Source organism: Xanthobacter flavus (assembly GCF_017875275.1).
In the GTDB taxonomy this organism is placed as follows: domain Bacteria; phylum Pseudomonadota; class Alphaproteobacteria; order Rhizobiales; family Xanthobacteraceae; genus Xanthobacter; species Xanthobacter flavus_A.
In genome coordinates, this window is the sequence record NZ_JAGGML010000001.1 from 5,206,347 (window position 1) to 5,229,109 (window position 22,763).

20 protein-coding genes are annotated in these 22,763 nt (G+C 68.5%); 3 read left to right on the plus strand and 17 right to left on the minus strand.

Annotated elements, in window-relative coordinates:
- Positions 1 to 105: 105 nt before the first annotated feature.
- Positions 106 to 1,380: an alpha/beta hydrolase gene (locus J2126_RS24395; RefSeq protein WP_245327563.1), complete on the minus strand. Its 1,275-nt coding sequence runs from the start codon at positions 1,378 to 1,380 to the stop codon at positions 106 to 108.
- 99 nt (positions 1,381 to 1,479) lie between these two features.
- Positions 1,480 to 2,139: a protein-L-isoaspartate(D-aspartate) O-methyltransferase gene (locus tag J2126_RS24400; RefSeq protein ID WP_209489483.1), complete on the minus strand. Its 660-nt coding sequence runs from the start codon at positions 2,137 to 2,139 to the stop codon at positions 1,480 to 1,482.
- 142 nt (positions 2,140 to 2,281) lie between these two features.
- On the opposite strand from J2126_RS24400, the gene recG reads away from it, so the two are divergent.
- Entirely contained in the window at positions 2,282 to 4,375 is a 2,094-nt protein-coding gene (gene recG / locus J2126_RS24405) for an ATP-dependent DNA helicase RecG (protein WP_209489485.1), read from the plus strand.
- A 17-nt stretch (positions 4,376 to 4,392) separates the two neighbouring features.
- The gene (locus tag J2126_RS24410; RefSeq protein ID WP_245327565.1) at positions 4,393 to 4,845 is read left to right on the plus strand and encodes a YbaN family protein; all 453 of its coding nucleotides are present in this window, start codon (positions 4,393 to 4,395) and stop codon (positions 4,843 to 4,845) included.
- Between the two features lie 11 nt (positions 4,846 to 4,856).
- Here the strand turns inward: J2126_RS24410 and J2126_RS24415 are convergent, their stop codons facing one another.
- The 13 genes from J2126_RS24415 to J2126_RS24475 all read right to left on the minus strand — a co-directional run bounded on the left by J2126_RS24415 (position 4,857) and on the right by J2126_RS24475 (position 19,417).
- Positions 4,857 to 6,035, minus strand: coding sequence for a GGDEF domain-containing protein (locus tag J2126_RS24415; protein WP_209489490.1), 1,179 nt, complete (start codon positions 6,033 to 6,035; stop codon positions 4,857 to 4,859).
- Between the two features lie 132 nt (positions 6,036 to 6,167).
- Positions 6,168 to 7,991, minus strand: a complete 1,824-nt coding sequence (glmS, locus tag J2126_RS24420; protein ID WP_209489492.1) for a glutamine--fructose-6-phosphate transaminase (isomerizing) — start codon at positions 7,989 to 7,991, stop codon at positions 6,168 to 6,170.
- A 167-nt stretch (positions 7,992 to 8,158) separates the two neighbouring features.
- Entirely contained in the window at positions 8,159 to 9,511 is a 1,353-nt protein-coding gene (glmU, locus tag J2126_RS24425; protein WP_209489494.1) for a bifunctional UDP-N-acetylglucosamine diphosphorylase/glucosamine-1-phosphate N-acetyltransferase GlmU, read from the minus strand.
- A 105-nt stretch (positions 9,512 to 9,616) separates the two neighbouring features.
- Entirely contained in the window at positions 9,617 to 10,195 is a 579-nt protein-coding gene (locus tag J2126_RS24430; RefSeq protein ID WP_209489496.1) for a flavodoxin family protein, read from the minus strand.
- A 110-nt stretch (positions 10,196 to 10,305) separates the two neighbouring features.
- Positions 10,306 to 11,463 (minus strand): GTPase Era, encoded by a 1,158-nt coding sequence (gene era, locus J2126_RS24435; RefSeq protein ID WP_394102422.1) that lies wholly within the window; start codon positions 11,461 to 11,463, stop codon positions 10,306 to 10,308.
- On the minus strand, positions 11,463 to 12,200 hold the full coding sequence (gene rnc / locus J2126_RS24440) for a ribonuclease III (protein WP_209489498.1): 738 nt from the start codon (positions 12,198 to 12,200) through the stop codon (positions 11,463 to 11,465). The genes era and rnc overlap by 1 nt, the downstream gene beginning before the upstream one ends.
- Positions 12,170 to 12,922 (minus strand): signal peptidase I, encoded by a 753-nt coding sequence (lepB, locus tag J2126_RS24445; protein WP_209489500.1) that lies wholly within the window; start codon positions 12,920 to 12,922, stop codon positions 12,170 to 12,172. Before lepB ends, rnc begins: the two co-directional genes overlap by 31 nt.
- A 156-nt stretch (positions 12,923 to 13,078) precedes the next feature.
- Positions 13,079 to 13,486, minus strand: coding sequence for a holo-ACP synthase (gene acpS, locus J2126_RS24450; RefSeq protein ID WP_209489502.1), 408 nt, complete (start codon positions 13,484 to 13,486; stop codon positions 13,079 to 13,081).
- Complete coding sequence (locus J2126_RS24455) at positions 13,483 to 14,253, minus strand: pyridoxine 5'-phosphate synthase (protein WP_209490565.1); 771 nt, start codon at positions 14,251 to 14,253, stop codon at positions 13,483 to 13,485. Before J2126_RS24455 ends, acpS begins: the two co-directional genes overlap by 4 nt.
- 221 nt (positions 14,254 to 14,474) lie before the next feature.
- Positions 14,475 to 16,682: a RelA/SpoT family protein gene (locus J2126_RS24460; RefSeq protein WP_209489504.1), complete on the minus strand. Its 2,208-nt coding sequence runs from the start codon at positions 16,680 to 16,682 to the stop codon at positions 14,475 to 14,477.
- A gap of 184 nt (positions 16,683 to 16,866) precedes the next feature.
- Positions 16,867 to 17,841 (minus strand): quinone oxidoreductase family protein, encoded by a 975-nt coding sequence (locus J2126_RS24465; RefSeq protein ID WP_209489506.1) that lies wholly within the window; start codon positions 17,839 to 17,841, stop codon positions 16,867 to 16,869.
- Positions 17,842 to 17,909: 68 nt separating this feature from the next.
- On the minus strand, positions 17,910 to 18,665 hold the full coding sequence (locus J2126_RS24470) for an SDR family oxidoreductase (RefSeq protein ID WP_209489508.1): 756 nt from the start codon (positions 18,663 to 18,665) through the stop codon (positions 17,910 to 17,912).
- Complete coding sequence (locus J2126_RS24475) at positions 18,662 to 19,417, minus strand: TerC family protein (protein ID WP_209489510.1); 756 nt, start codon at positions 19,415 to 19,417, stop codon at positions 18,662 to 18,664. Before J2126_RS24475 ends, J2126_RS24470 begins: the two co-directional genes overlap by 4 nt.
- A 194-nt stretch (positions 19,418 to 19,611) precedes the next feature.
- Between J2126_RS24475 and J2126_RS24480 the strand changes: the two genes are divergently transcribed.
- The gene (locus J2126_RS24480; RefSeq protein ID WP_209489512.1) at positions 19,612 to 20,790 is read left to right on the plus strand and encodes a UbiH/UbiF family hydroxylase; all 1,179 of its coding nucleotides are present in this window, start codon (positions 19,612 to 19,614) and stop codon (positions 20,788 to 20,790) included.
- A 45-nt stretch (positions 20,791 to 20,835) separates the two neighbouring features.
- On the opposite strand, the gene J2126_RS24485 is transcribed toward J2126_RS24480, so the two are convergent.
- Complete coding sequence (locus J2126_RS24485; RefSeq protein ID WP_209489514.1) at positions 20,836 to 21,792, minus strand: AEC family transporter; 957 nt, start codon at positions 21,790 to 21,792, stop codon at positions 20,836 to 20,838.
- A gap of 99 nt (positions 21,793 to 21,891) precedes the next feature.
- Positions 21,892 to 22,698, minus strand: a complete 807-nt coding sequence (locus J2126_RS24490) for a gamma-glutamylcyclotransferase family protein (protein ID WP_245327567.1) — start codon at positions 22,696 to 22,698, stop codon at positions 21,892 to 21,894.
- Between the last annotated feature and the right edge of the window lie 65 nt (positions 22,699 to 22,763).

A 22,763-nucleotide genomic window follows, 5' to 3' on the forward strand; every position in this document is an offset into this window, starting at 1 on the left:
ATCTTCGGCGTGGTCCTGCCGAACTTTGGACTCCCCCGTGGCAGAACTGCAACAGGTCTGGAACGCGGATGCCGCGCCCCGCCTGTACCGGGCGATGCCGTTCCGTCAGTTGCCCTTGGGGACCGTGACCACGCTGGCGCCGCTCTCGGCGGTGTCCGACACGGAGCGGCCCAGCTGATTCACATGCTGGTTGTAGTGGGCGCGGGTGTTCTCATCGACCACGGCGACCGGCGCGGCGATGACGAGGCCGGCGGCCGTGCCGACGGTGGCGGCGGCATCCGATGTCGCCTTGATGATGTGCTCGCCGACGCCCACGCGGGAGTCCGTCATGGTCTGCCCCTCGGCGAGGCGGGCGCCGATGGCCTGCACCACCTGCGGGCTGGCGGCAAACTTGCCGTGGGCAAGGGGATCGTTGGTCCTGAGCTTGGTCAGGTCGATGACGTTGATATTGTTCTTCTCGAACTCGGTGCGGAACGGCTCCTGCTCCGGATTGACCGCACCCACCCGCGGGACATCGCCCCACACCCGCTTAGAAACCGCCAGCGCCCTGTCGTCCTGCGAGACGAACAGGGTGAAGGCCGGCCGCTCATGCTGCTTACCGATCTCGTGGAAGAAGGTGTAGAACACGTCCACGTCCACGTCCGGCGCGGCCAGCATCACATATTTGATCTTGGGCAGGATGCGGCCGTTGCGGATCGCCATCTGCCGCAGCGCCTCCAGCGTCACGACGTTGCCCATGGAATGCGCGAGGATGGAAATCTCGCCGACGCTCGGGTCCTTCGCCATGAAGGTCAGCAGCCGCTCCAGCGAGTCGCGGGAGAAGGACGTGCTCTCGCGGTCATAGCCGTAGGCGAGCAGGCTGCCGCGCGAGGGCCACGTGAACAGCACCGGCGTCACCGGCGCCCCGGAATCGTGGATGATCTGCGCGAAGCGGAAGACCGCGTCGTCGAAGCGCTGATTGTAGCCGTGGACGAACACCAGAGCCTGCCGGCCCGGCGTGCGGCTGATGCGGTTGTGGAACCACGCGGTCGCCTGATCCTGCGTCAGGTCGACGAGCTTGGTGGTGACGAAATCCGTCGCCGGGTTGCCCGGAATACTGCGCGGCCACTGCACGTCACCGATCTTGCGGGCGCCATCGGGCGGGATGGAGACCTCGATCTCGGCATAGCTCGGGGTGCGGGCGCGCTCGCCGTTGAAGATGTCGGGGCCGTCGCTGCGCTCACGGACGGTGGCGACCACCATGTCCACGCGGGAGGTTCCGGGCACCGTATCGGGCACCGGAATGAGCACGCCATCGGGTCGGCCGGAGCAGCCGGACAGAAGGCCGACCAGCAGCGCACACGCCAGAACCCGCCGCCCACGACCGGACACGACCTTCAATTCTCGATCCCCCGAACGCAACAGCTGAACCCGATAGCCGACGCTCCCCGCCCCCGCAACGGGCATAAGCACCATGTTACCGGGAAGCACTGCTTTCGCTCAGAGTGTGGCTGCCGCGCCCGGTACGAGCGGTACAAACCGCACCTTCATCAGGTCCGTCCGGCTCCGGCCGGACTGCTCCTTGACGATGCGGACCAGCGTCTGCACCTCCTCCGGCGCGCCGAGGGGCGCGACGATGACGCCGCCGAGCTTGAGCTGGTCCATCAGCGCCGCCGGGATGTCTTCAGCGGCGGCGGTGACGAGGATGCGGTCGAACGGCGCGCGGGCGGGCATGCCGTTCGTGCCGTCGCCCACATAGGCGGTGACGTTCCGAAGGCCCAGCACCTCGAACCGCGTCTGCGCCTCGCTGACGAGGGAGCGATAGCGGTCCACCGTCACCACGCGCGCGGCGAGATGGGAGAGCACGGCCGCCTGATAGCCGGAGCCGGTGCCCACCTCCAGAACGGTCTGGTCGGCGGTGACGCCGAGGGCCTCCGTCATGGATGCGACCAGGCTCGGCTGCGACATGGTCTGGCCGCAGGCGATGGGCAGCGCCACGTCGTCATAGGCGTGGCGGCGCATCATGGGGTCCACGAACAGGGGGCGCGGCACCAGCTCGATGGCGCGCAGCACGGCCAGATCCCGGATTCCGCGCTGGCGCAGCCGGAGGATGAAGGCCGCGCGTTCCGCCTGCTCGCCGTCGCCCTCGCCGGTGGTCATCCCGGTATCCATCTCCGCCTGATCGTTGAAACCTATGGCAGATTGCCGCCGATATCCAGCCGGCGCCTGTCCACCGTCTTCGCCATGACGCGCCCCGGCGCGGCTTGCGCCGCAACGGCCGATCAGACACCCTCGCGCCGCCATGCGCCCCGACGCCCTGTCCCCCCTCTTCGCAACCCTCGACAGCCTCTCCGGCATCGGCCCCAAGCTGATGAAGCCGTATGCGCGCCTGCTGGGCCGGGAGATGCCCCGGGTCATCGACCTCCTGTTCCACATGCCGTCCGGCTTCGTGGACCGCCGGACCCGCCCCCTGCTCGCGGAAGCCGTGCCCGAGACCGACGTGACGGTGGAAGTGACGGTGGAGGCCCACCAGCCGCCCCCACCCGGCAGCCGGGCGCCGCACCGCACCTATGTGTCCGATGCCAGCGGCGACATGGTGGTGGTGCATTTCAAGATCGAGCCCGCGCGCATCGAGCGGATGCTGCCGGTGGGGGCCAAGCGCTGGCTGTGCGGCCGCATCTCGATCTATGACGGGATGCGGCAGATGACGCACCCGGACCGCATCCTCGACGCCGCCGGGGTCGAGCGGCTCCCAGCGGTGGAGCAGGTCTATCCGCTGGTGGAAGGTCTCGCCTCCGGCCACCTGCGGCGAGCCATCGAGGCCGCGCTCCAGCGCATGCCCGACCTGCCTGAGTGGATACCGGACGATGTGCGCGCCGCGCGCGGCTGGCCCTCCTTCCGCGAGGCGCTGATGCGGCTGCACAAGCCGGCTTCGCCCCATGAGGCGACGCCCGCCGGCGGGCCGTGGCGGCGGCTCGCCTTTGATGAATTGCTGGCCCACCAGCTCACGCTTGCGATGGTTCGGGCGCAGGAGGAGAAGGCCGGCGGCCGCTCCACAACGGGCGACGGACACATCGCCGCCCGGCTCGCGAGAGCCCTCCCCTTCACGCTCACCGGCGCGCAGGAGCAGGCCATTGCCGCCATCCGGGCGGACCTCGCGGCCGACACGCGCATGCTGCGGCTGCTTCAGGGCGATGTGGGCTCGGGCAAGACCGTCGTCGCCCTGATGGCCGCCGCCACGGTGGCCGAGGCCGGCCGGCAGACGGCACTGATGGCGCCCACCGAGATTCTGGCCCGCCAGCATCACGAGACCATAGCCCCCCTCGCCGCCGCAGCCGGCCTCTCCACCGCCATCCTCACCGGCCGAGAGAAGGGCCGCGCCCGCGAGGCCGTCCTCACGGAACTCGCCTTCGGCCGCACCGATCTGGTGGTGGGCACCCATGCGCTCATCCAGGACGACGTGATCTTCCGCGACCTCGCCCTCGCCGTGGTGGACGAGCAGCACCGCTTCGGCGTCGAGCAGCGGCTGACGCTGGCGCGCAAGGGCGAGGCGGTGGACATGCTGGTGATGACCGCGACGCCCATCCCCCGCACCCTGGTCCTCACCTTGTTCGGCGACATGGACTCCAGCGAGCTGCGCGAGAAGCCGCCGGGCCGGCAGGCCATCGACACCCGCGCCTTGCCCCTCGACCGGCTCGACGAGGTGGTGGCCGGCGTCGGCCGCGCGCTGGCCTCTGGCGCGCGCGCCTACTGGATCTGCCCGCTGGTCGAGGAGACCGACACCTCGGACCTCGCCGCCGCGACCGAGCGCTTCGAGACGCTGCAATCCATCTTCGGCGCATCCGTCGGGCTGGTGCACGGACGGATGTCCGGCGCCGCCAAGGACGAGGCGATGGGCCGCTTCGCCCGGGGCGAGACGCGGCTGCTTGTCGCCACCACGGTCATCGAGGTGGGGGTGAACGTGCCGGAGGCGACCGTGATGGTCATCGAGCACGCCGAACGCTTCGGCCTCGCCCAGCTGCACCAGTTGCGTGGCCGCGTGGGGCGCGGCGACAAGCCGTCCGTCTGCCTGCTGCTCTATCGCCATCCGCTGGGCGAGACGGCGAAGTCCCGCCTCGCCATCCTGCGCGAAAGCCAGGACGGGTTCCGCCTCGCCGAGGAGGATCTGCGCCTGCGCGGCGAGGGCGACGTGCTCGGCACGCGGCAGAGCGGACTGCCCGGGTTCCGCCTTGCCCGCATGGAATGGCACGGCGGCGAGGTCGAGGCCGCCCGCAACGCGGCGGCGGCACAGGTGCGGGCCGATCCCGATCTCGCCGCACCGGGCGCGCGGACGCTCCACACGCTGCTGCACCTGCAGGAGCGAGATGCTGCGGTGCGCTTGCTCTCCGCCGGATGAGGCGCCATGGTCCGGCGATGGCCGCCGACGACGATGCCCCTCCCCCGCCCCCGCAGGGCACCCGGCTGACGCAGAGCGAAACACTGGCAGCAGGGCGCTGGAGCCGCGCCGCGATCTACCGCAAGCTCTTGTTCGCGGCAGGCTTCGGCTTCCTGGTCATCGGCGTCATCGGCATGGTGGTGCCCATGCTGCCGGGCACGGTGTTCCTGATCCTCGCCGCATGGTGCTTCACCCGCTCGTCGCCGAAGTTCGAGGCTTGGCTTCTCACCCACCGCTGGCTCGGGCCCGGCGTGGTGCGCTGGCGCGAGACCGGGGCCATCCCGCCCATGGTCAAGCTGTTCGCGCTGGCGAGCTTCGTCGGCACCTTCACCGGCAGCTGGTATCTTGGCGCGCCGACCTTCGTCCTTGCGTTTCTCGGCGTGCTGTTCATCGCGCTCGCGGTGTTCATCGCGACCCGGCCGAACCGGTAGGCGGCGTCCGCTCAGCGGCGCAGCGGCACCACGTTCCCGGCGAGAACCTCCTCCTCCGCGCTGCAGACCCGGTTGCGGCCGGACCGCTTCGCCTCGTAGAGCGCCACATCCGCCCGCGCGAACGTGGCCTGAAGCGGCTCGGCCCGTGACGCCATGGCGACGCCGATGCTGACGGTGAAGGGCGGCACGTCCGGCGCGTCGTGGCCGATGATGGCGAGGCGCACCGATTCCGCCTGCAGCCGCGCCATCTCCGGCGAGGCGCGCTCCAGCAGGATGGCGAATTCCTCGCCGCCCACCCGTCCGATGAGGGCCGATTGCGGCAGCGAGTGCTGCAGCATGCCGCCAAACCCGCGGATGGTGAGGTCGCCCACCCCGTGGCCGAACGTGTCGTTGATGGCCTTGAAGTGATCGATGTCGATGAGCATCAGGGCGAACGGCGCCGCACCCGCCTGCCCGTGCACGAGGTCCGAGGCGCGCTGCTCGAACCCGCGACGGTTGAGGAGGCCGGACAGGGCGTCCGTATCCGCCACCTCCTGCGTCTCCCGGACGAGTTCAATGACCGAGATCACCAGCATCAGGAAGCCGGTCGCGATCATGAGGATTCCGGTGCTGATCTGGGCCACCACCGCGAAGGGCGTGTCCATGTAATTGGTCTGGTGCGGACCCGTGCGCAGGCTGATCGCCAGCGCCGCCTTGAGCGGCACATGGAGGCACAACAGCGCGAACAGGCCGGCGAGCAGCAGGTCCCGCATCCGGCGCGGGCTGTCGCGCAGCACCACCCAGCAACTCGCCGCCGTGGCGAGCACGAACGGCAGCTGGTAACTGACGACCCGCACCGTCATGTTGACCGTCACTTGCAGAGCCAGCGCCGCGCAGGCGATCATCAGGATGCCGAGGCCGCTCACCAGCCGCCACGGGATGGGCTTGCGATAGAGCACCGCGAGGCCCGGTACCATCAGGATCAGGCAGGCGCCGAAAGACAGGTAGATCACCGGCGCGAACAGCATCACCCAGCCGGTGTAGGACTGAGCGAGCATCGCCAGCGGCGCCAGCACGATGGCACCGAAGCTGGCCGCGAACCACAGGGGTGCGGTGGAGCCACGGTGAAGCAGCGCCAGCGCGAGATAGCTCGCGGCGAACAGGGCCGCCACCACGGCATTCATGACGAGAGGGAACGTCGCAGCAGGCATCGACCGAGGTCCGAACCCCCACTCAAGCGTCGGCTTGTCCAAGCGGATCAAGGCGCCGAATCGCGTACAGACGCAACATATTTTCCCATCGCCGCGCGTGGATTTCGCCACCCGCGGCGGGAGAAGCCGCCGTCACTCGACGGTGACGGATTTAGCCAGGTTGCGCGGCTGGTCCACGTCCGTGCCCATGATGACCGCCGTGTGGTAGGCGATGAGCTGCACCGGGATGGAATAGACCATGGGGCACACGGTCGCCGGCATCTCGGGCAGAATCAGCTTCTGCACCGCATTGATGGGCGCGGCCTCGGCGCCCTTGGGATCGGTGACGAGGATGATCTTGCCGCCGCGCGCCGCCACCTCCTCCATGTTGGAGACGGTCTTGTCGAAGATGCGGTCGTGGGGGGCGATGACCACCACCGGCATCTTCTCGTCGATGAGCGCGATGGGGCCGTGCTTCAGCTCGCCGCCGGCATAGCCCTCGGCGTGGATATAGGAGATTTCCTTCAGCTTCAGCGCGCCTTCGAGCGACAGCGGATAGTTGGTTCCACGGCCGAGATAGAGCACGTCCCGGGCCTTCGCGAGGGTGCGGGCGAGCACCTCGATTTCCGGGGAGAGCTTCAGCGCCTCCGTCATCAGCCGCGGCACCTCCATGAAGGCGCGCACCAGCTTGTGCTCGTCCTCCGCCGACAGCACGCCCTTGGCGCGGCCGAAGGCGACGGACAGGCAGGCGAGGGTCGCCAGCTGGCAGGTGAAGGCCTTGGTGGAGGCGACGCCGATTTCCGGGCCGGCCAGAATGGGCAGCACCACGTCCGCCTCGCGGGCGATGGTGGAGGTGGGCACGTTCACCACGGCCACCACCTTCTGCCCGCATTCCTTGGCGTAGCGCAGGGATGCGAGCGTGTCCGCCGTCTCGCCCGACTGGGAGATGACGATGGTGACGCCACCCGGCGCCAGCGGCGTCTCGCGATAGCGAAACTCGGAGGCGATGTCGGTGGAAACCGGCACGCGGCCGAACCGCTCCAGCCAGTATTCAGCCACCGCGCCGGCATAGAGCGCCGTGCCGCACGCCGTAATGGAGATGTGCTGCACCTCCTTGGCGTCGAACGGCAGCTCGGGCAGCGAGACGGTCTCGCTGTCGAGGTCGAGATAATGGCCGAAGGTGTGGGAGATGACCTCAGGCTGCTCGTAGATCTCCTTCGCCATGAAGTGGCGGTGGTTGCCCTTGTCCACGAGCAGGGCGCCGGCCGGCACCTTCTGCACCGTGCGCTCCACGATGCGGCCCGTCTCGTCGCGGATTTCCGCGCCCTCGCGCGTCAGCACCGCCCAGTCGCCCTCTTCCAGATAGGCAATGCGGTCGGTGAACGGGCCGAGGGCGATGGCGTCCGAGCCGAGGAACATCTCGCCATTGCCGTAGCCGATGGCGAGGGGAGAGCCGCGGCGGGCGGCGATCAGAAGGTCGGTCTTGCCGTCGAACAGGAAGCCGAGGGCGAAGGCGCCCTTGAGGCGCGGGAGCACGGCCGCCACTGCCGCCACCGGGTCCTTGCCGGCGAGCAGTTCGCGATCCACCAGCTGGGCGACGACCTCGGTGTCGGTGTCGCTCCGGAAGGAGACGCCAGCGGCCTTCAGCTCTTCCTTCAGCTCGCGGAAATTCTCGATGATGCCATTGTGAACCACCGCCACGCGCTTGGTGCCGTGGGGATGGGCGTTGCGCTCGGAGGGCTTGCCGTGGGTCGCCCAGCGGGTATGCCCGATGCCGGCGTGGCCCTTGGGCGGGTGCTTGTCGAGCTTGGTCTCGAGATTGCGCAGCTTGCCTTCGGCGCGGCAGATTTCGAGGTGACCATTCTCCAGGGTCGCGATGCCGGCGGAATCATAGCCGCGGTATTCCAGGCGCCGGAGCGATTCGACCACCTTGTCCGCGACGGCGCTCTTCCCCAGAATGCCGACGATTCCGCACATGCGATCTAACTCCGATGTTGGCGGCGCCCCAGATGAGCCCGGGTGACGGTCGCGCCCAAGGTGCACTGCAAAAACTGAATGGACCGTTCCTAACCCGCAACTCCTAACCGTCACGGGGCTGGAGCCGGAATCACATCGCCTTTCCGTTGGTGACAGGCGGGCCGACCTCAGGCCTTCTTCTTGGCCTCGGCCCGTGCGGCGCGGAACTCGCGCGCCCACCCCTCCTTCACCACCTGCCGGCTGCGGGCGATGGCAAGCGCATCCTCCGGCACATCCGAGGTGATGACGGCGCCGGTGCCCACATAGGCCCCCGCCCCGATCGTGACCGGCGCAACGAGGGCCGAATTCACCCCGATGAAGGCGCCCGCGCCGATCTCGGTGCGGTACTTGGAGAAGCCGTCGTAATTGCAGGTGATGGTGCCGGCGCCCAGATTGGCCCCCGCGCCCACATGGGCGTCGCCCACGTAGGAGAGGTGGTTCACCTTGGCGCCGCTCTCGATATGGGCGGCCTTGGTCTCCACGAAATTGCCGATGCGCACGCCTGCCTCCAGCCGCGTGCCGGGCCGCAGCCGCGCATAGGGGCCGATGGAGACGCCGGGCTCCAGATGCGCGCCTTCCAGATGGCAGAAGGCGTGGATCACCACATCGTCGCCCACGGTCACGCCCGGCCCGAACACGACGTTGGGCTCCACGATCACGTCGCGGCCGAGCACGGTATCGGCGGAGAAGAACACCGTCTCCGGGGCAATGAGCGTAACACCCTCGGCCATGGCGGCGCGGCGCAGGCGCTGCTGCAGGATGGCTTCCGCCTCGGCGAGCTGGATGCGGCTGTTGACACCGGCCACCTCGTCCGCGTCCGCCTTCGCCGCGACGGCCGGGCGGCCATCGGCGCGGGCAATCTCCACGGCGTCGGTGAGATAATATTCGCCCTTGGAATTGGCGTTGCCGATGCGGTCGAGGATGGAAAGCGCATCCTTGCCGGCGAGCGCCATCAGCCCGGCATTGCAGAAGCGGATCGCCTTCTCGGCCGTCGTCGCGTCCTTCTCCTCGCGGATGGCGACGAGTTCGTTGCCGGAGGTGACGAGGCGGCCATAGCCGGTGGGATCTTCCGGCTCGAAACCGAGCGCGGCAACAGCGGCGCCTTCGGCCAGCGGGGCGCGCAGGCGGGCGAGGGTCTCGGCGCGCACCAGCGGGGTATCGGCATAGAGGACGAGCACGTCGTCGGCGCCCTGTTCCAGCGCGGCACGAGCGGCGAGCACGGCATGGGCGGTGCCGAGCCGCTCGGTCTGCACGAACACCTGCGCATCCGGAACGATGCGGCTCGCCTCGGCGGCGACATCTTCGCGGCCGGGGCCAACCACGACGGCGGTGCGGGTGGCGCCGGCGGCACGGGTCGCCGCCAGCACGTGATGGAGCATGGAGCGCCCGGCGACCTTGTGGAGCACCTTGGGGAGGCGCGACTTCATGCGCGTCCCTTCCCCGGCGGCGAGCACCACCACGAGCAGGCTCCGGTCACTCATCGCGATTCCTCCGCGGCGCTAGCGTTCTGCCCCCCATTACCCCGCCGCCGCAGCAAGCGGAAGCGGGGAGGAGGCGAGACGCAAGCGCGCCGCAGATGGCGATTTTCAGGCGCCGCGGGTCCAGCGCACGGTCGCCTCGGCGACGCGGCGGCCGAGATGGGCGGCGGTGCGGCGGTCGGTGGCAGGGGGCACCATGTCCGGACCTTCATCGATGTTGGACTGGGCATAGGCGCCGGCGAAGCCGCCGAGGCGGTTCAGGTCTTCCGGCGAGCCCTTGGAATTGTTGTTGCCGGGATGCAGGCCAAGGCCCACCCACACCATGCCGTGCTGCTGCGACAGACCGAACATCGCATGGATGCCCTGATGCTTGTCACCGTTCTGGGCTCCGGAATTGACGAAGCCGGCGGCCAGCTTGTCCTTCCACTTCATCTCGAACCAGCGCTTGGAGGACTTCTCGGCGAAGGTCTGGAAGGCGGCCGAGACGTTGCCCATGTAGATCGGCGCGCCGAAGATGATGGCGGCGGCGCCGTCCAGCACGTCCCATTTGTCGTCCACCTCGTCCACGGAGACGAGGACGCCTTCCACGGCATCGACTTCCTTGATGCCGGCAAGCACGGATTCAGCCACGACCTTCGTGTGGCCATAGCCCGAGTGATACACGATCGCGACGACTGGCTTCGACATGACACATCTCCCGGTTGGGTTCGCCACCGGTTATGTCGTGCATGGATGCCCGCATCCAGCCTTAAGATCGCAATCCAGCCTTGCGCTTTCGCAAACGCACGGCGACCTGCTCAGCCGCCCTTGGGGAATTCCAGCCCCATCTCGCGATAGCGCTCGGGATCATCCGCCCAGCTTTCGCGCACCTTCACGAACAGGAAGAGATGCACGGGCTGTTCGATGATCTCGGATATCTCCTTCCGGGATTCGGTCGAGATGGTCTTGATGGTGTTTCCACCCTTGCCGAGCACGATCTTGCGCTGGCTTTCGCGCTCCACGAAGATCGTCTGCTCGATGCGCACGGATCCGTTGCGCAATTCCTTCCAGCTCTCGGTTTCCACCGTCGAGCGGTAGGGCAGTTCGTCGTGCAGGCGCAGGAACATCTTCTCGCGGGTGATCTCGGCCGCGAGCATGCGCATGGGCGCATCCGAAACCTGGTCCTCCGGATAGAGCCAGGGGCCGGGCGGCACCGTCTCGGCGAACCAGCGGCGCACATCTTCCACGCCGTCGCCGGTCAGCGCGGAGACCATGAACACCCGGTCGAACGGGACCTGCTCGGTGATCGCGGCGGCCAACGCCAGCAGGCTGTCGCGGCGGATCAGGTCGATCTTGTTGAGGATCAGCGCGCGCGGCTTGCGGATGTCCTTCAGCTGGCCGAGCAGCGCCTCGATATCCTCGTCGAGGCCGCGGTTGGCATCCACCAGCAGCGCAATCACGTCGGCGTCGGCGGCATGGGTCCAGGCGCTCGAAACCATGGCCCGCTCCAGCCGGCGCTTGGGCGCGAAGATGCCGGGGGTGTCCACCAGCACCACCTGAGCGGCGCCGTCCAGCGCGATACCGCGCACGATGGAGCGCGTCGTCTGCACCTTATGCGAGACGATGGAGACCTTGGTCCCAACCAGTTGATTGGTGAGCGTGGACTTGCCGGCATTGGGCGCGCCAAGCAAGGCGACGAAGCCGCAGCGGGTCGGTCCTTCGAGCGGCGTCAGGGGGGCGCGCGCGACGCGGTCCAGCTCGTCGTCGAAATCGTCCTCGTCGTCCTCATCTTCCGGGAGATCGTCCTCGGCGAGATCGTCTTCGGTAAGATCATCGTCGGACAGATCGTCTTCCGCGATCTCCGCATAGGCGACGTTTTCCGCAGCACCAGCGTCAACGAGGGTTTGCTCTTCCGGAGCGGCAGGCTTTTGATCCGGGGCGGCCGTGTCGGCGCCCGCCTTCTTCCTCGGTGCCATCAGGCCTCGTCCTTCTTCCAAACGCCCTCACGGACGAGGAAGGCGGCAGCGGCCGCCTTCTGTGCATTCTGCTTGGAGGCGCCATCCGCCTGCGCCGAGGCGAGGCCCGGCAGGTCCACCGCAACGGTGAAGCGGGGGGCGTGGTCCGGGCCGGAGCGCATCACCTCGCGATAGGCGGGCGGCGGCAGGCCCCGGGCCTGCGCCCATTCCTGCAGCACGGTCTTGGCATCGCGCAGCGGTCGGCGCGGGGCCTCCAGCCGGGGGCGCCAGAATCGCTCCACCAGCGCGTGAGCAGCCTCATACCCGCCATCGAGGAACACTGCCGCCACGACGCCCTCGGCCACGTCGGCGAGGATGGCGCGGCGCTTGTGCGCACCGGACTGGCTTTCGCCGGGGCCGAGGCGGATGAACGGGCCGAGGTCCATGTCCTCGGCGACTTCGGCGCAAGCTTCCTCGCGCACCAGCTCGGCGAGCCGGCGGGACAATTCTCCCTCCTCCCCTTCCGGGAAGGCGAGATAGAGCATGTGCGACACCACCGAGCCGAGCACGTGGTCGCCCAGGAATTCCACCCGCTGGTAGGAGCGCAGGCGCGGCGCCTCGCCCTTCACGGCGCTGATGTGGGACAGGGCCAGCTCAAGGATGGAGCGATCGCGGAAGCGGTAGCCGATCCGCTCCTCGAGATGGGCGAGATCCCGCCCCGCGCCGTTCAATGCACCCGCGTGAACAGCCGATCCCATCGCACCGTCCAAGGCCATGTCCAAACCTGCCACGCGGAAGCGCCCTCGTCGATGGAGAAGAAGATCAGTTGCGCCTTGCCGATGAGATTCTCGAACGGAACATAGCCCACCTGGCTCAGCACGCGGCTGTCGGCGGAATTGTCCCGGTTGTCGCCCATCATGAAGAAGTGGCCGAGCGGAACCTCATAGACCGGGGTGTTGTCGTAGAAGCCGTTGTCCACGAGATCGAGGGTCTCATAGGAGACGCCGTTCGGCAGCGTCTCGCGCCAGCGCTTCACCGGCACCCTGCGGCCCGAGCCGTCGTCCTCGCTCACGTCGGACAGGCGCTCGCGCTTTACCGGCACACCGTTGATGTGGAGGAGGCCGCCGATCATCTGGATCTTGTCGCCGGGCATGCCGACGACGCGCTTTATGTAGTCGGTCTCATTGTCCTTGGGCAGCTTGAACACCACCACGTCGCCCCGCGTCGGCTCCGAGCCGAGGATGCGGCCGGAGAAAAGGTTGGGCGAGAACGGAATCGAGAAGTGGGAATAGCCGTAGCTGTACTTGGACACGAACAGGTAGTCGCCGATCAGGAGCGTGTCCTTCATCGACCCCGAGGGGATGTTGAACGGCTGGAACAGGAAGGTACGGATCACCAGCGCGATCAGCAGCGCATGGACGATCACCCGGACGGTTTCGAGGGTGCCGCCGTCCTTCTTGGAATCGCTGTTCGCGGTCATTGGTATCCAAGGTTTCCCAAATGAGGCGCAGGGTAAGACAAACTGCGCCGAAACTGAGGAGATACCGGCAGATGCGCGCCGGCCTCTACAGGCGAGACCGCCCCTATAGAGGCTTCCCGGCCTCCCGGCAACGCGCCCGCCCCACCTGCTCCAGCGTCAGGCGCCGGAGCGCGGCACCGCCGAGATGATGACATGGGCGGCCGTCAGCGGCCCTTCGTCCGTGAGGGACAGATGGATGCGGGGCTCATATCCCTCCGGCACCATCTCCGCCAGCCGTCGCGCCGCGCCGCCCGTGAGCACCAGCGTCGGCTGGCCGGACGGCAGGTTCACGACGCCCATGTCGCGCCAGAACACGCCCCGGCTCAGCCCGGTGCCGAGCGCCTTGGCGCAGGCCTCCTTGGCCGCGAAGCGCTTGGCGTAGGTCTCCGCCCTGAGCTTGCGCCGATCCGCCTTTGCCCGCTCCAGCGGCGTGAAGACGCGGTTGAGGAACCGGTCGCCGAACCGCTCGATGGATTTGGCGATGCGGCGCGCATCCGAGAAGTCGGAGCCGATGCCGAGGATCATGCCGCCGCGTCCGCTGCTGCCGCGCGCCCGGCGGCGATGGCCGCCCGCATGGTGACGATGGCCGCCTCCAGCCCGACGAAGATGGCTTCGCCGATGAGGAAATGGCCGATGTTCAGCTCCACGATCTCGGGAAACGCCGCGATGCGCTCCGCCGTCGCATAGTCGAGCCCATGGCCGGCATGAACTTCCAGACCGAGCCCGTGGGCCTGCCGCGCGCCGGCCTTCAGCCGCGCGAACTCGGTCTCGGCCTCCGCCGTGCGACCTTCCGCCACCGCGTCGCACCAGCCGCCGGTGTGCAGTTCCACGATGTCGGCGCCGAGCGCGGCGGCGGCGGCGATCTGCCGGTCCTCGGCCGCGATGAAGAGCGAGACGCGGATGCCGGCCGCCTTCAGCCGGGCGATGCGCGGGCCGAGTTCGGCGGCGAGACCCGCCGCATCGAGGCCGCCCTCGGTGGTGCGCTCCTCCCGTCGCTCGGGCACGAGGCAGCAGGCGTTGGGCCGGATGGAGAGTGCGATGCCCACCATCTCCTCGGTGGCGGCCATCTCGAAATTGAGCGGCAGGTCTATGTCCGCCTTCAGGCGCGCCATGTCCGCGTCGCGGATATGGCGGCGATCCTCCCGCAGATGGGCGGTGATTCCATCCGCGCCCGCCGCGGCGGCGAGGAGAGCGGCGCGCACCGGGTCGGGCAGGAGGCCGCCCCGCGCGTTGCGCACGGTCGCCACGTGGTCGACGTTCACCCCCAGCCGCACCGGCTCCAGCACCGCCATCGTTTCCGCTCCTGCCGTCGTCACGCGCGTTCCTGCATGGTCCAGAACACCGTTACCCGCTTTGTCATCCCCCGGCTCGTCCGGGGGATCCACCTAGCCGACAGGCCGGTGCCCCGTCATCGATCACGCGGCAAACGGGACAGTGGATGCCCCGGACAAGCCGGGGCATGACAACTCAAGGACCTGCCTCGACCGGTGAGACACGCCTAATCATAACAACTTCAGCCGTTCACGCGCTCCACCTGCGAGACCACGTCGCGGGCCTTGAGATCGGCGATGATGGCGTTGAGGTGCCTCAGGTCGAACACCTCCACGTCGATCACCATCTCGTGGAAATCGGCCGAGCGGGCATGCATCTGCAGCCCGTCGATATTGCCGCCCCGGTCGCCGATGGCGCCCGCGATCTGCGCCAGCGAGCCGGGCGCGTTGCGGGCGGTGACAACGATGCGGGCGGGGAACCGCCCCTCGGACAGTTCGTCCACGTCCCAGCGCACGTCGAGCCAGCGCTCGGGCGCATCCTCGAAGCCCTGCAGCGACGCCGACTGGATGGGATAGATGGTGATGCCCTCGCCCGGCGTGAGGATGCCGACGATACGGTCCCCTGGCACGGCCCCGCCATCGGGCGCGAAGCGCACCGGCAGGTCGCCGTTGATGCCGCGGATGGGGATGGCATCGAGCCGCTCGGCCTTGGCGCCCTCGGGAATCTTGAACTTCAGGTTGTGCCCGCGCTTCAGCTCGAACCAGCCCTCGCCGCTGGCGCGCTCGGACCGCTCCTCGGGGCGGGGCGGCACCCAGTCGGGATAGACGGCGCGGATCACGTCATCGGTCTTGATCTCGCCCCGGCCGATGGCGGCGAACACATCCTCCGCCGAAGCGCGTGCGAGGCGCGGCGTGGCCTTCGCCACCGCGTCCTCGGTGAAGGGCTTGCCGACGCGGGTGAAGGCCCGCTCGGTGATCTTGCGGCCGAGGCCGGCATATTGGGCGCGCACGGCGGCGCGGGTGGCCCGGCGCACGGCGGCGCGCGCCTTGCCGGTGACGGCGATGGTTTCCCACGCGCCCGGCGGCGTCTGCGCCTTGGAGGTGATGATCTCCACCTCGTCGCCGTTCTTCAGCTCAGACACCAGCGGCGCGATGGAGCCGTTGATCTTGCAGCCCACGGCGGTGTTGCCCACGTCGGTATGCACGGCATAGGCGAAATCGATGGGCGTCGCCTTGCGCGGCAAGGCGATGAGCCGGCCCTTGGGGGTGAAGCAGAACACCTGATCGTGGAACAGCTCGAGCTTGGTGTGCTCGAGGAATTCCTCGGGCGAGAGCCCCTGCGAGAGATTCTCGATGGTCTTGCGCAGCCAGGCGTAGGCGCGGCTCTCGTGGGAGAGCATCTCCCCCGGCGCGCCCGACGCATCCTTGTAGAGGGCATGGGCGGCGATGCCGTATTCGGCGATCTCCTCCATGTCCTTGGTGCGGATCTGCATCTCGACGCGCTGGCGGCGCGGGCCGACCACCGTCGTGTGCAGCGAACGGTAGTCGTTGGGCTTGGGGGTGGAGATGTAATCCTTGAAGCGGCCGGGCACGATGGCCCACTTGGTGTGGACCACGCCCAAAGCCCGGTAGCAGTCCTCCACCGAGGAGACGAGCACGCGGAAGCCGTAGAGGTCCGACAATTGCTCGAAGCCGATGGCCTTGCGCTCCATCTTGCCCCAGATGGAAAACGGCCGCTTCTCCCGCCCCTTGACCTCGGCGACGATGCCGCGCCGGGCGAGTTCGTCCTTCAGCTCCCGCTCGATCTCCTGCACCACCGGCCCGTTGACCTGCCGAAGCTCGGACACGCGCGTGGTGATGCTCTCATAGGCCTCCGGGGACAGTTGGCGGAAGGCGAGATCCTCCAGCTCCTCGCGCATGTCCTGCATGCCCATGCGGGCGGCCAGCGGCGCGTAGATGTCCAGCGTCTCCTGCGCCACCCGGTCCCGCTTCTCCGGCGGCACCCATTTCAGCGTGCGCATGTTGTGGAGGCGGTCGGCGAGCTTGACGAGGAGCACCCGCACGTCGTCGGCGATGGCGAGCAGGAGCTTGCGGAGATTCTCGGCCTGCTTCGCCTGCTTGGAGACGAGGTCGAGCTTCTTGATCTTGGTGAGCCCCTCCACCAGCGTCGCGATCTGCTGGCCGAACAGGCGCTCGATCTCCGCCTTGGTGGCGCTGGTGTCCTCGATGGTGTCGTGCAGCAGGGCCGAGACGATGGTGGCATCGTCCAGCTTGAGATCGGTGAGGATCGCGGCGACTTCGAGCGGATGGGAGAAATAGGGATCGCCGGACGCACGCAGCTGACTGCCGTGCGCCCTCATGGCGTAGACATAGGCGCGGTCGAGCAGCGCCTCGTCGGTGTTGGGATTATACCGTCGAACGCGCTCGACGAGTTCGTATTGGCGCATCATGGCCGGAACGATCCGTCGCAGCACGGCGGAGCGGGTTGAGCACCCGCCCCATCCTGTTGGACCGTAGATATCATGCGGGGGGGCGGGATGCGCAAGCCATTGTCACTGCATGGGTGTGGGAATGTCGCGCATGCCTTGGCCCGCCTCCCTCCCCCTCCCCATGAGGAAGAGGGAGGCGCGAGTATCACGGCAGAAGCAGCGTCGCCCCGGTGGTGTTGCGGCCTTCGAGGTCGCGGTGTGCCTTCTGCACGTCCTTCAGCGCATAGGTCTGGTGGATCGGGATCTTCACCGCGCCGGTCAGCACCGCCTCGAACAGATCGTTGGCGGTGGCGATGAGGTCGGCCCGCTTGGCGACGAAGGTGCCGAGCGTGGGGCGGGTCGCGAACAGCGAGCCCTTGGCGGAGAGGTGCAGCAGGTCGAAATTCTTGATGGCGCCGGAGGCGTTGCCGAAGCTCACGAACAGGCCGAGGGGCTTCAGGCAGTCGAGGGAGGCGGGATAGGTGGCCTGTCCCACGCCGTCATAGACCACGTCGCACAGCTTGCCGGAGGTGATCTCCTTTACCCGGTGCACGAAGTCCTCGTCGCGGTAGAGAATCACCTCGTCGCAGCCGTTGGCGAGGGCCAGCTCGGCCTTGTCCTTGGAGCCCACGGTGCCGATGACGGTGGCGCCGAGGTGCTTCGCCCACTGGCACAGGATGAGGCCGACGCCGCCGGCGGCGGCCTGCACCAGAATCACGTCGCCCGGCTTGATGTGGTGGGTGCGGCGCACGAGATACTGCGCCGTCATGCCCTTCAGCATCATGGCCGCGGCGGTGCGGTCGTCGATGGCGGCGGGCAGATGCACCAGCGCCGCGGCTGGCACGTTCCGCAGCTCCGCATAGGCGCCGATGGTCATGGCATAGGCCACGCGGTCACCGGGGTGGAAATCGGTCACGTCGGGGCCGACCGCCTCGACCACGCCGGCGCCCTCATTGCCGGGAATGAAGGGCATGCTGGCGGCCTTGTAGAGGCCGGTGCGGAAATAGACGTCGATGAAGTTGAGGCCGATGGCGGTGTGGCGCACCTGCACCTGTCCGGGCCCCGGCGGCGCAACCACCACCTCCTCGAAGGTGAGCACCTCGGGTCCGCCCGTCTGATGCACCTGAACCGCATGAACCATGGCAACCAACCCCTATCCTCCCGAAGTTGGAGGGATCATAGGGCGGGCGGGGTCGGCCGCAAGCGCAGTCAGCGCCCTCCCGAAATCTTGAGCACCGCGCCTGTCGTGTAGCTCGCGGCTTCGGACAGCAGGAACAGCACCGCCTCCGCCACCTCCTCCGCCGTGCCGGGCCGGCCGATGGGGATGGACGGCGTCAGGCGCTCCAGCCGCCCGACCACGCCGCTCGCATCGTGAATGTCGGTGGCGATGAGGCCCGGCGCGACTGCATTCACGCGGATTCCCTCGCGCGCCACCTCGCGCCCGAGGCCCAGCGTGAAGCTGTCGATGGCGCCCTTGCTGGCGGCGTACCAGACATATTCCCCCGCCGAGCCCAAGGTCGCCGCCATGGAGGAGATGTTGACGATGGCGCCGCCCTTGCCGCCCCGCGCGGTGGACATGCGCCGCACCGCCTGCTGCGCCACAAGGATCGCCCCCGTGACGTTGAGATCGATGACATGGGCCATCTCGGCGGGGTCGGCATCGGCGAAGGGACCGGCGCGGCCGGTGATGCCGGCGTTGTTCACGAGGTCGGTGACGGTGCCGAGATTGGCGTCCACCTCCTCATAGAGACGGGCGATGTCCTCCGGCCGCGCCATGTCGCCCTTGACCACCAGAACCTCCGCCCCCAGCGCCCGCGCCTCGGCGGCCACATCGTCCGCAGAGGCGGCGTCGCGCGTGTAGTTGATGGCGATGCGTCCGTAGCCGGCCTCCGCCGCCTGCCGCACGCAGGCCGCGCCGATGCCCCGGCTGCCGCCGGTGACGAGCAGAACCTTGTCCGCGTTCATTCCTCGCCTCCCCTGTTGAGCGCGATCCGCCGCCGGCGACGGCCGGCGGCGGCGACGTTGAGCGCCTCGACCATCACCGAGAAGGCCATGGCCGCATAGATGTAGCCCTTGGAAACATGGGCGCCGAAGCCGTCGGCCACCAGCGTCACGCCGATCAGCACCAGGAAGGCGAGCGCCAGCATCTTGGTGGTGGGATGCGAGGCGATGAAGGCGGAGAGCGGCCCGGAGGCCACGAACATGATGCCCACCGCGATGATCACCGCCATCACCATGATGGCCAGATGCTCGGCCATGCCGATGGCGGTGAGGATGGAATCCACCGAGAAGACCAGATCGAGCAGGATCACCTGCACGACAATGGAGGCGAAGGCGCGTTTGGCCGCTCCGGCCCCATCCGCCGCGCCCGGCTCGTCCTCGCCTTCCAGGGCGCCGTGCATCTCCAAAGTCGCTTTGGCGATCAGGAAGGCGCCGCCGCCGATGAGGATGATATCGCGCCAGGAGAAGTCATGGCCGAACGCCGAGAACAGCGACTCTCTGAGGCCGATCAGCCAGGAGAGCGCGAACAGCAGCCCGATGCGCAGCAGAAGCGCTGCTGAAAGGCCGATCTGCCGGGCCCGCAGCGCCTGCGCGGGCGGCAGGCGCTGCACCACCAGCGAGATGAACACGACATTGTCGATGCCGAGCACGATCTCCATGGCCGTCAGCGTTACCAGCGCCGCCCAGGCTTCCGGCGACGTGATCCAATCCAGCATCGGCGCGCTCCCCTGCCCCAGATTCGCGAAGGCTGATCGGATCGCGGCGCGACTGCAAGTGCGAAGCACAGCAACACCAGGCGCGCACGCGCTGGTCCGCGGCCTCGTCCTGCACGTATCCGCGGCATCTCCGCAGCTTTCGCCGGAGTAGAGTCGGCTCTAGTGTCCCGTGATCCGACCATGAGGAGGCAGCGATGGAACACGACGTGATGCACGAGGTGGTCGTCGTCGGCGCGGGTCCCGCCGGACTTGCCACCGCCATCGGCCTCGCCGCGCGGGGCGTGTCGACCGCGCTCGTCACCGGCCCCGATCGCGGCGCGGACCACCGCACCACGGCTCTGCTGGAAGGCTCGGTGCGCATCCTCGACTCGTTCGGCGTCTGGGCGAGTATCGCGCCCCGCGCGGCGCCGCTGCGCGACATGCGCATCGCCGACGCCACCCGCCGGCTTGTGCGCGCGCCGGAGGTGACCTTCCGCTCCGCCGAGATCGGCCTCGACGCCTTCGGCTACAACATCGAGAACGACGCCCTGCGCAACAGCCTCCTCGCCGCCGCGATGGAGATGCCGGACCTCCACATCGCGCGCACCTCCGTGGAGCGTATCGATTTCGCGCCGGATGCAGTGACGCTCGCCCTCGCCGACGGCGCGCGCCTTTCCGCCCGCCTCGTCGCGGGGGCGGACGGACGGCAGTCCACGGTGCGCGCCGCCGCCGGCATCAAGATGCGCAACCGCGCCTATCCACAGGTGGCCTTCACCGCCACCGTGCGACACACGCGGCCCCACGAGGACACCTCCACCGAATTCCACACCGAGAGCGGCCCCTTCACGCTGGTGCCGCTCGCGGGCGAGCGCTCCTCCATCGTCTGTGTGGTCACCGAGCGCGAAGCCATCCGCCTGCTCGGCCTTGGCGACGAGGCACTGGCGCGGGAGCTGGAGGCGCGCGCCTCCTCCGTGCTCGGCCGGTTCGAGATGGAGGGTGGCCGCGGCGCCTTCCCGCTGGCGGCGGAGACTGCGGAAAGCCTCGTCGGCGACCGCGTGGCGCTGCTGAGCGAAGCCGCCCACATCATGCCGCCCATCGGGGCTCAGGGACTCAATCTCGGCCTGCGGGATGCGGCGGCTTTGGTCGCGCTCGTGGCCGATGCGTTGGCGTCCGGGCGCGATCCCGGCAGCCGCGAGGTGCTCGCGCGCTATGCGGACAAGCGCCAGCGCGACATTTCGAACCGCATGTCCGCCGTGGACCTGCTCAACCGCTCGCTCCTGTCCGATCTGGTGCCGGTGCAGAGCGTGCGCGGCTTCGGCCTCTATCTGCTCGACCGCGTCGGCCCGCTGCGGCGGACGCTCATGCGCCTCGGCGTCGGCGACAAGGCGGCGTGAAGCCGGCCGCATGAAGCTGGCAGCGTGAAGCTGGTGGCGTGACGATCAGAACAGGCTGAGCGGGATGAGGTGCTCGCGCAGCAGGTAGAGCATCAGCGTGACCGTCACGACTGACGACAGCGTGCCGAGGAGGACGGCGGTGGACGCCTCCTCCACGAACACATGGTATTGCCGCGCCAGCACGAACACGTTGAGCGCCGGCGGCAGCGCGGCCATCAGCAGCAGCGTTTCCTCCCACACCGGCAGGAACGGCCCGAACAGCGAGAGCGAGACCAGCGCCACGAACGGGTGGACGAGGAGCTTCAGCACCAGAAGCGGGGCAAGCTCCACCGGCACGCGCTTCAGCGGCCGCAGCGCCACGGTGACGCCGAGGGTGAACAGCGCGCAGGGCGCCGCAGCGTTCTTCAGATAATCCAGCATCCGCGAGAGGGCGTCCGGCTCCTTGAACTCGAACGCCGCCGCCAGCACGCCCAGCAGCGTCGCGATGTTGAAGGGGTGGGTCAGCACCCTTTTGGCGATGAGCACAAGGGTGTGGACGATGCTCTCGCCCCGCCCGCGCGTCGCCATCAACAGCGGCACGACGGTGAAGAAGAACATGCTGTCGGTGGCGAAGATGAGCGCCGCCGGGCTCGCGGCGGCCTGCCCGAAGGCGGCGAGCGTCAGGCCCGGCCCCATGTAGCCCACATTGGCATAGGCCCCGGCGGTAAGCGCGATGGCCGCCTCGCCGATATTCCCCTTCCTGAACCACAGGCCGACGCCCAGCGCCAGCAGCGACATGGTGGCGGTGGAGGCCAGCACGGCGAGGATGAAGGCGGGATTTGCCAGCTCGTGGAACGGCGTCTGCGCCACGATGCGGTAGAACAGCGCCGGCAGCGCCACATAAATGATGAAGAAGGAGAGCCAGGCGAGCCCCGCCTCCGGCAGCTTCACCCTGCGGCCGCAGAAATAGCCGAGGAAGATGAGGCCGAAGAACGGAAAGGCGAGGCCGAAGAGGTCGCTCATGATCGCCGGAGGCTGGCCGGAAGGCGGCGGGATGGAGGCAGCATTGGTGCCCCCTTCCTACAAAGCCCCGCGATGGATGGAAAGCGCAGGCGCCCCCGATCAGCGCGCCCCCGCCTTTCCCATCAGATGCCGAGCGGCATAAAGCTCGGGATAGAGCCGGTTGCGGAACTGGCTCGCGGCCGGCTCCACCGTCGCCAGCAGCCGGTCGATGGCGCCGGAGTTCGGCGTATCGGCCCAGGCGCGGCGCGCGATGGGACGGTCGTCGAGCCAGAAGGGGCTCCAGTCCAGCGTGGTCTCGATGAGTTCGCGGGCGAAGTCCGGCCCCTCCTCTAGCGAGCCCTGCAGCACCACGTCGATGTAGGACTGCACCAGCGGGAAGTTCACGTCAGGGTACTGGAGATCGGCTGGGCCTTTGCCGTCGGAATTCTTCGGCACGTAGATCCAGATCTTGCCGACGCGGGGCAGGCCTTCCCAGTCGACGGCTTCCACATGGGCCTGATCCAGCTCCACCCGGTTGTATCCGCCCTCCCTTGTATCGAACGCGGCGAGCTCGGCCTCGTCCTTCACCGGGAAGATGACGCCGTTGATGCTGTAGGCCTCTTCGCCCGGCATGCGCGGGCGGATGCCGAGGGCGGTGAAGCCAGCCGCGCCCTCGCGCGGGGTGAAGCGCGACGCCCATGACCGGACATAGCCGAAGCTCCCCGAGATTCGCGCCGCGATGGCGGGCACGGGGCGCCCGGAGGTGGAGGTCCGCGACGGCCCGTTGATCAGGGAGCCGTAGCCGAACAGGAAGTCCCGCGGCGCATTGGCGAGACGCTGGCCCCAGAAGTCCTTCCCCATCACCGGCAGGGTGGAAGCAGCCAGCCCGGCGACACCGCCGAGCATTCCGCGCCGCGAGATCATCATGCCCAAGGTCCCCCTGCCCGATGCGCCTTCGCCTTCGCCCTGAAGTCGTGTTGCGCGGGCGGGCG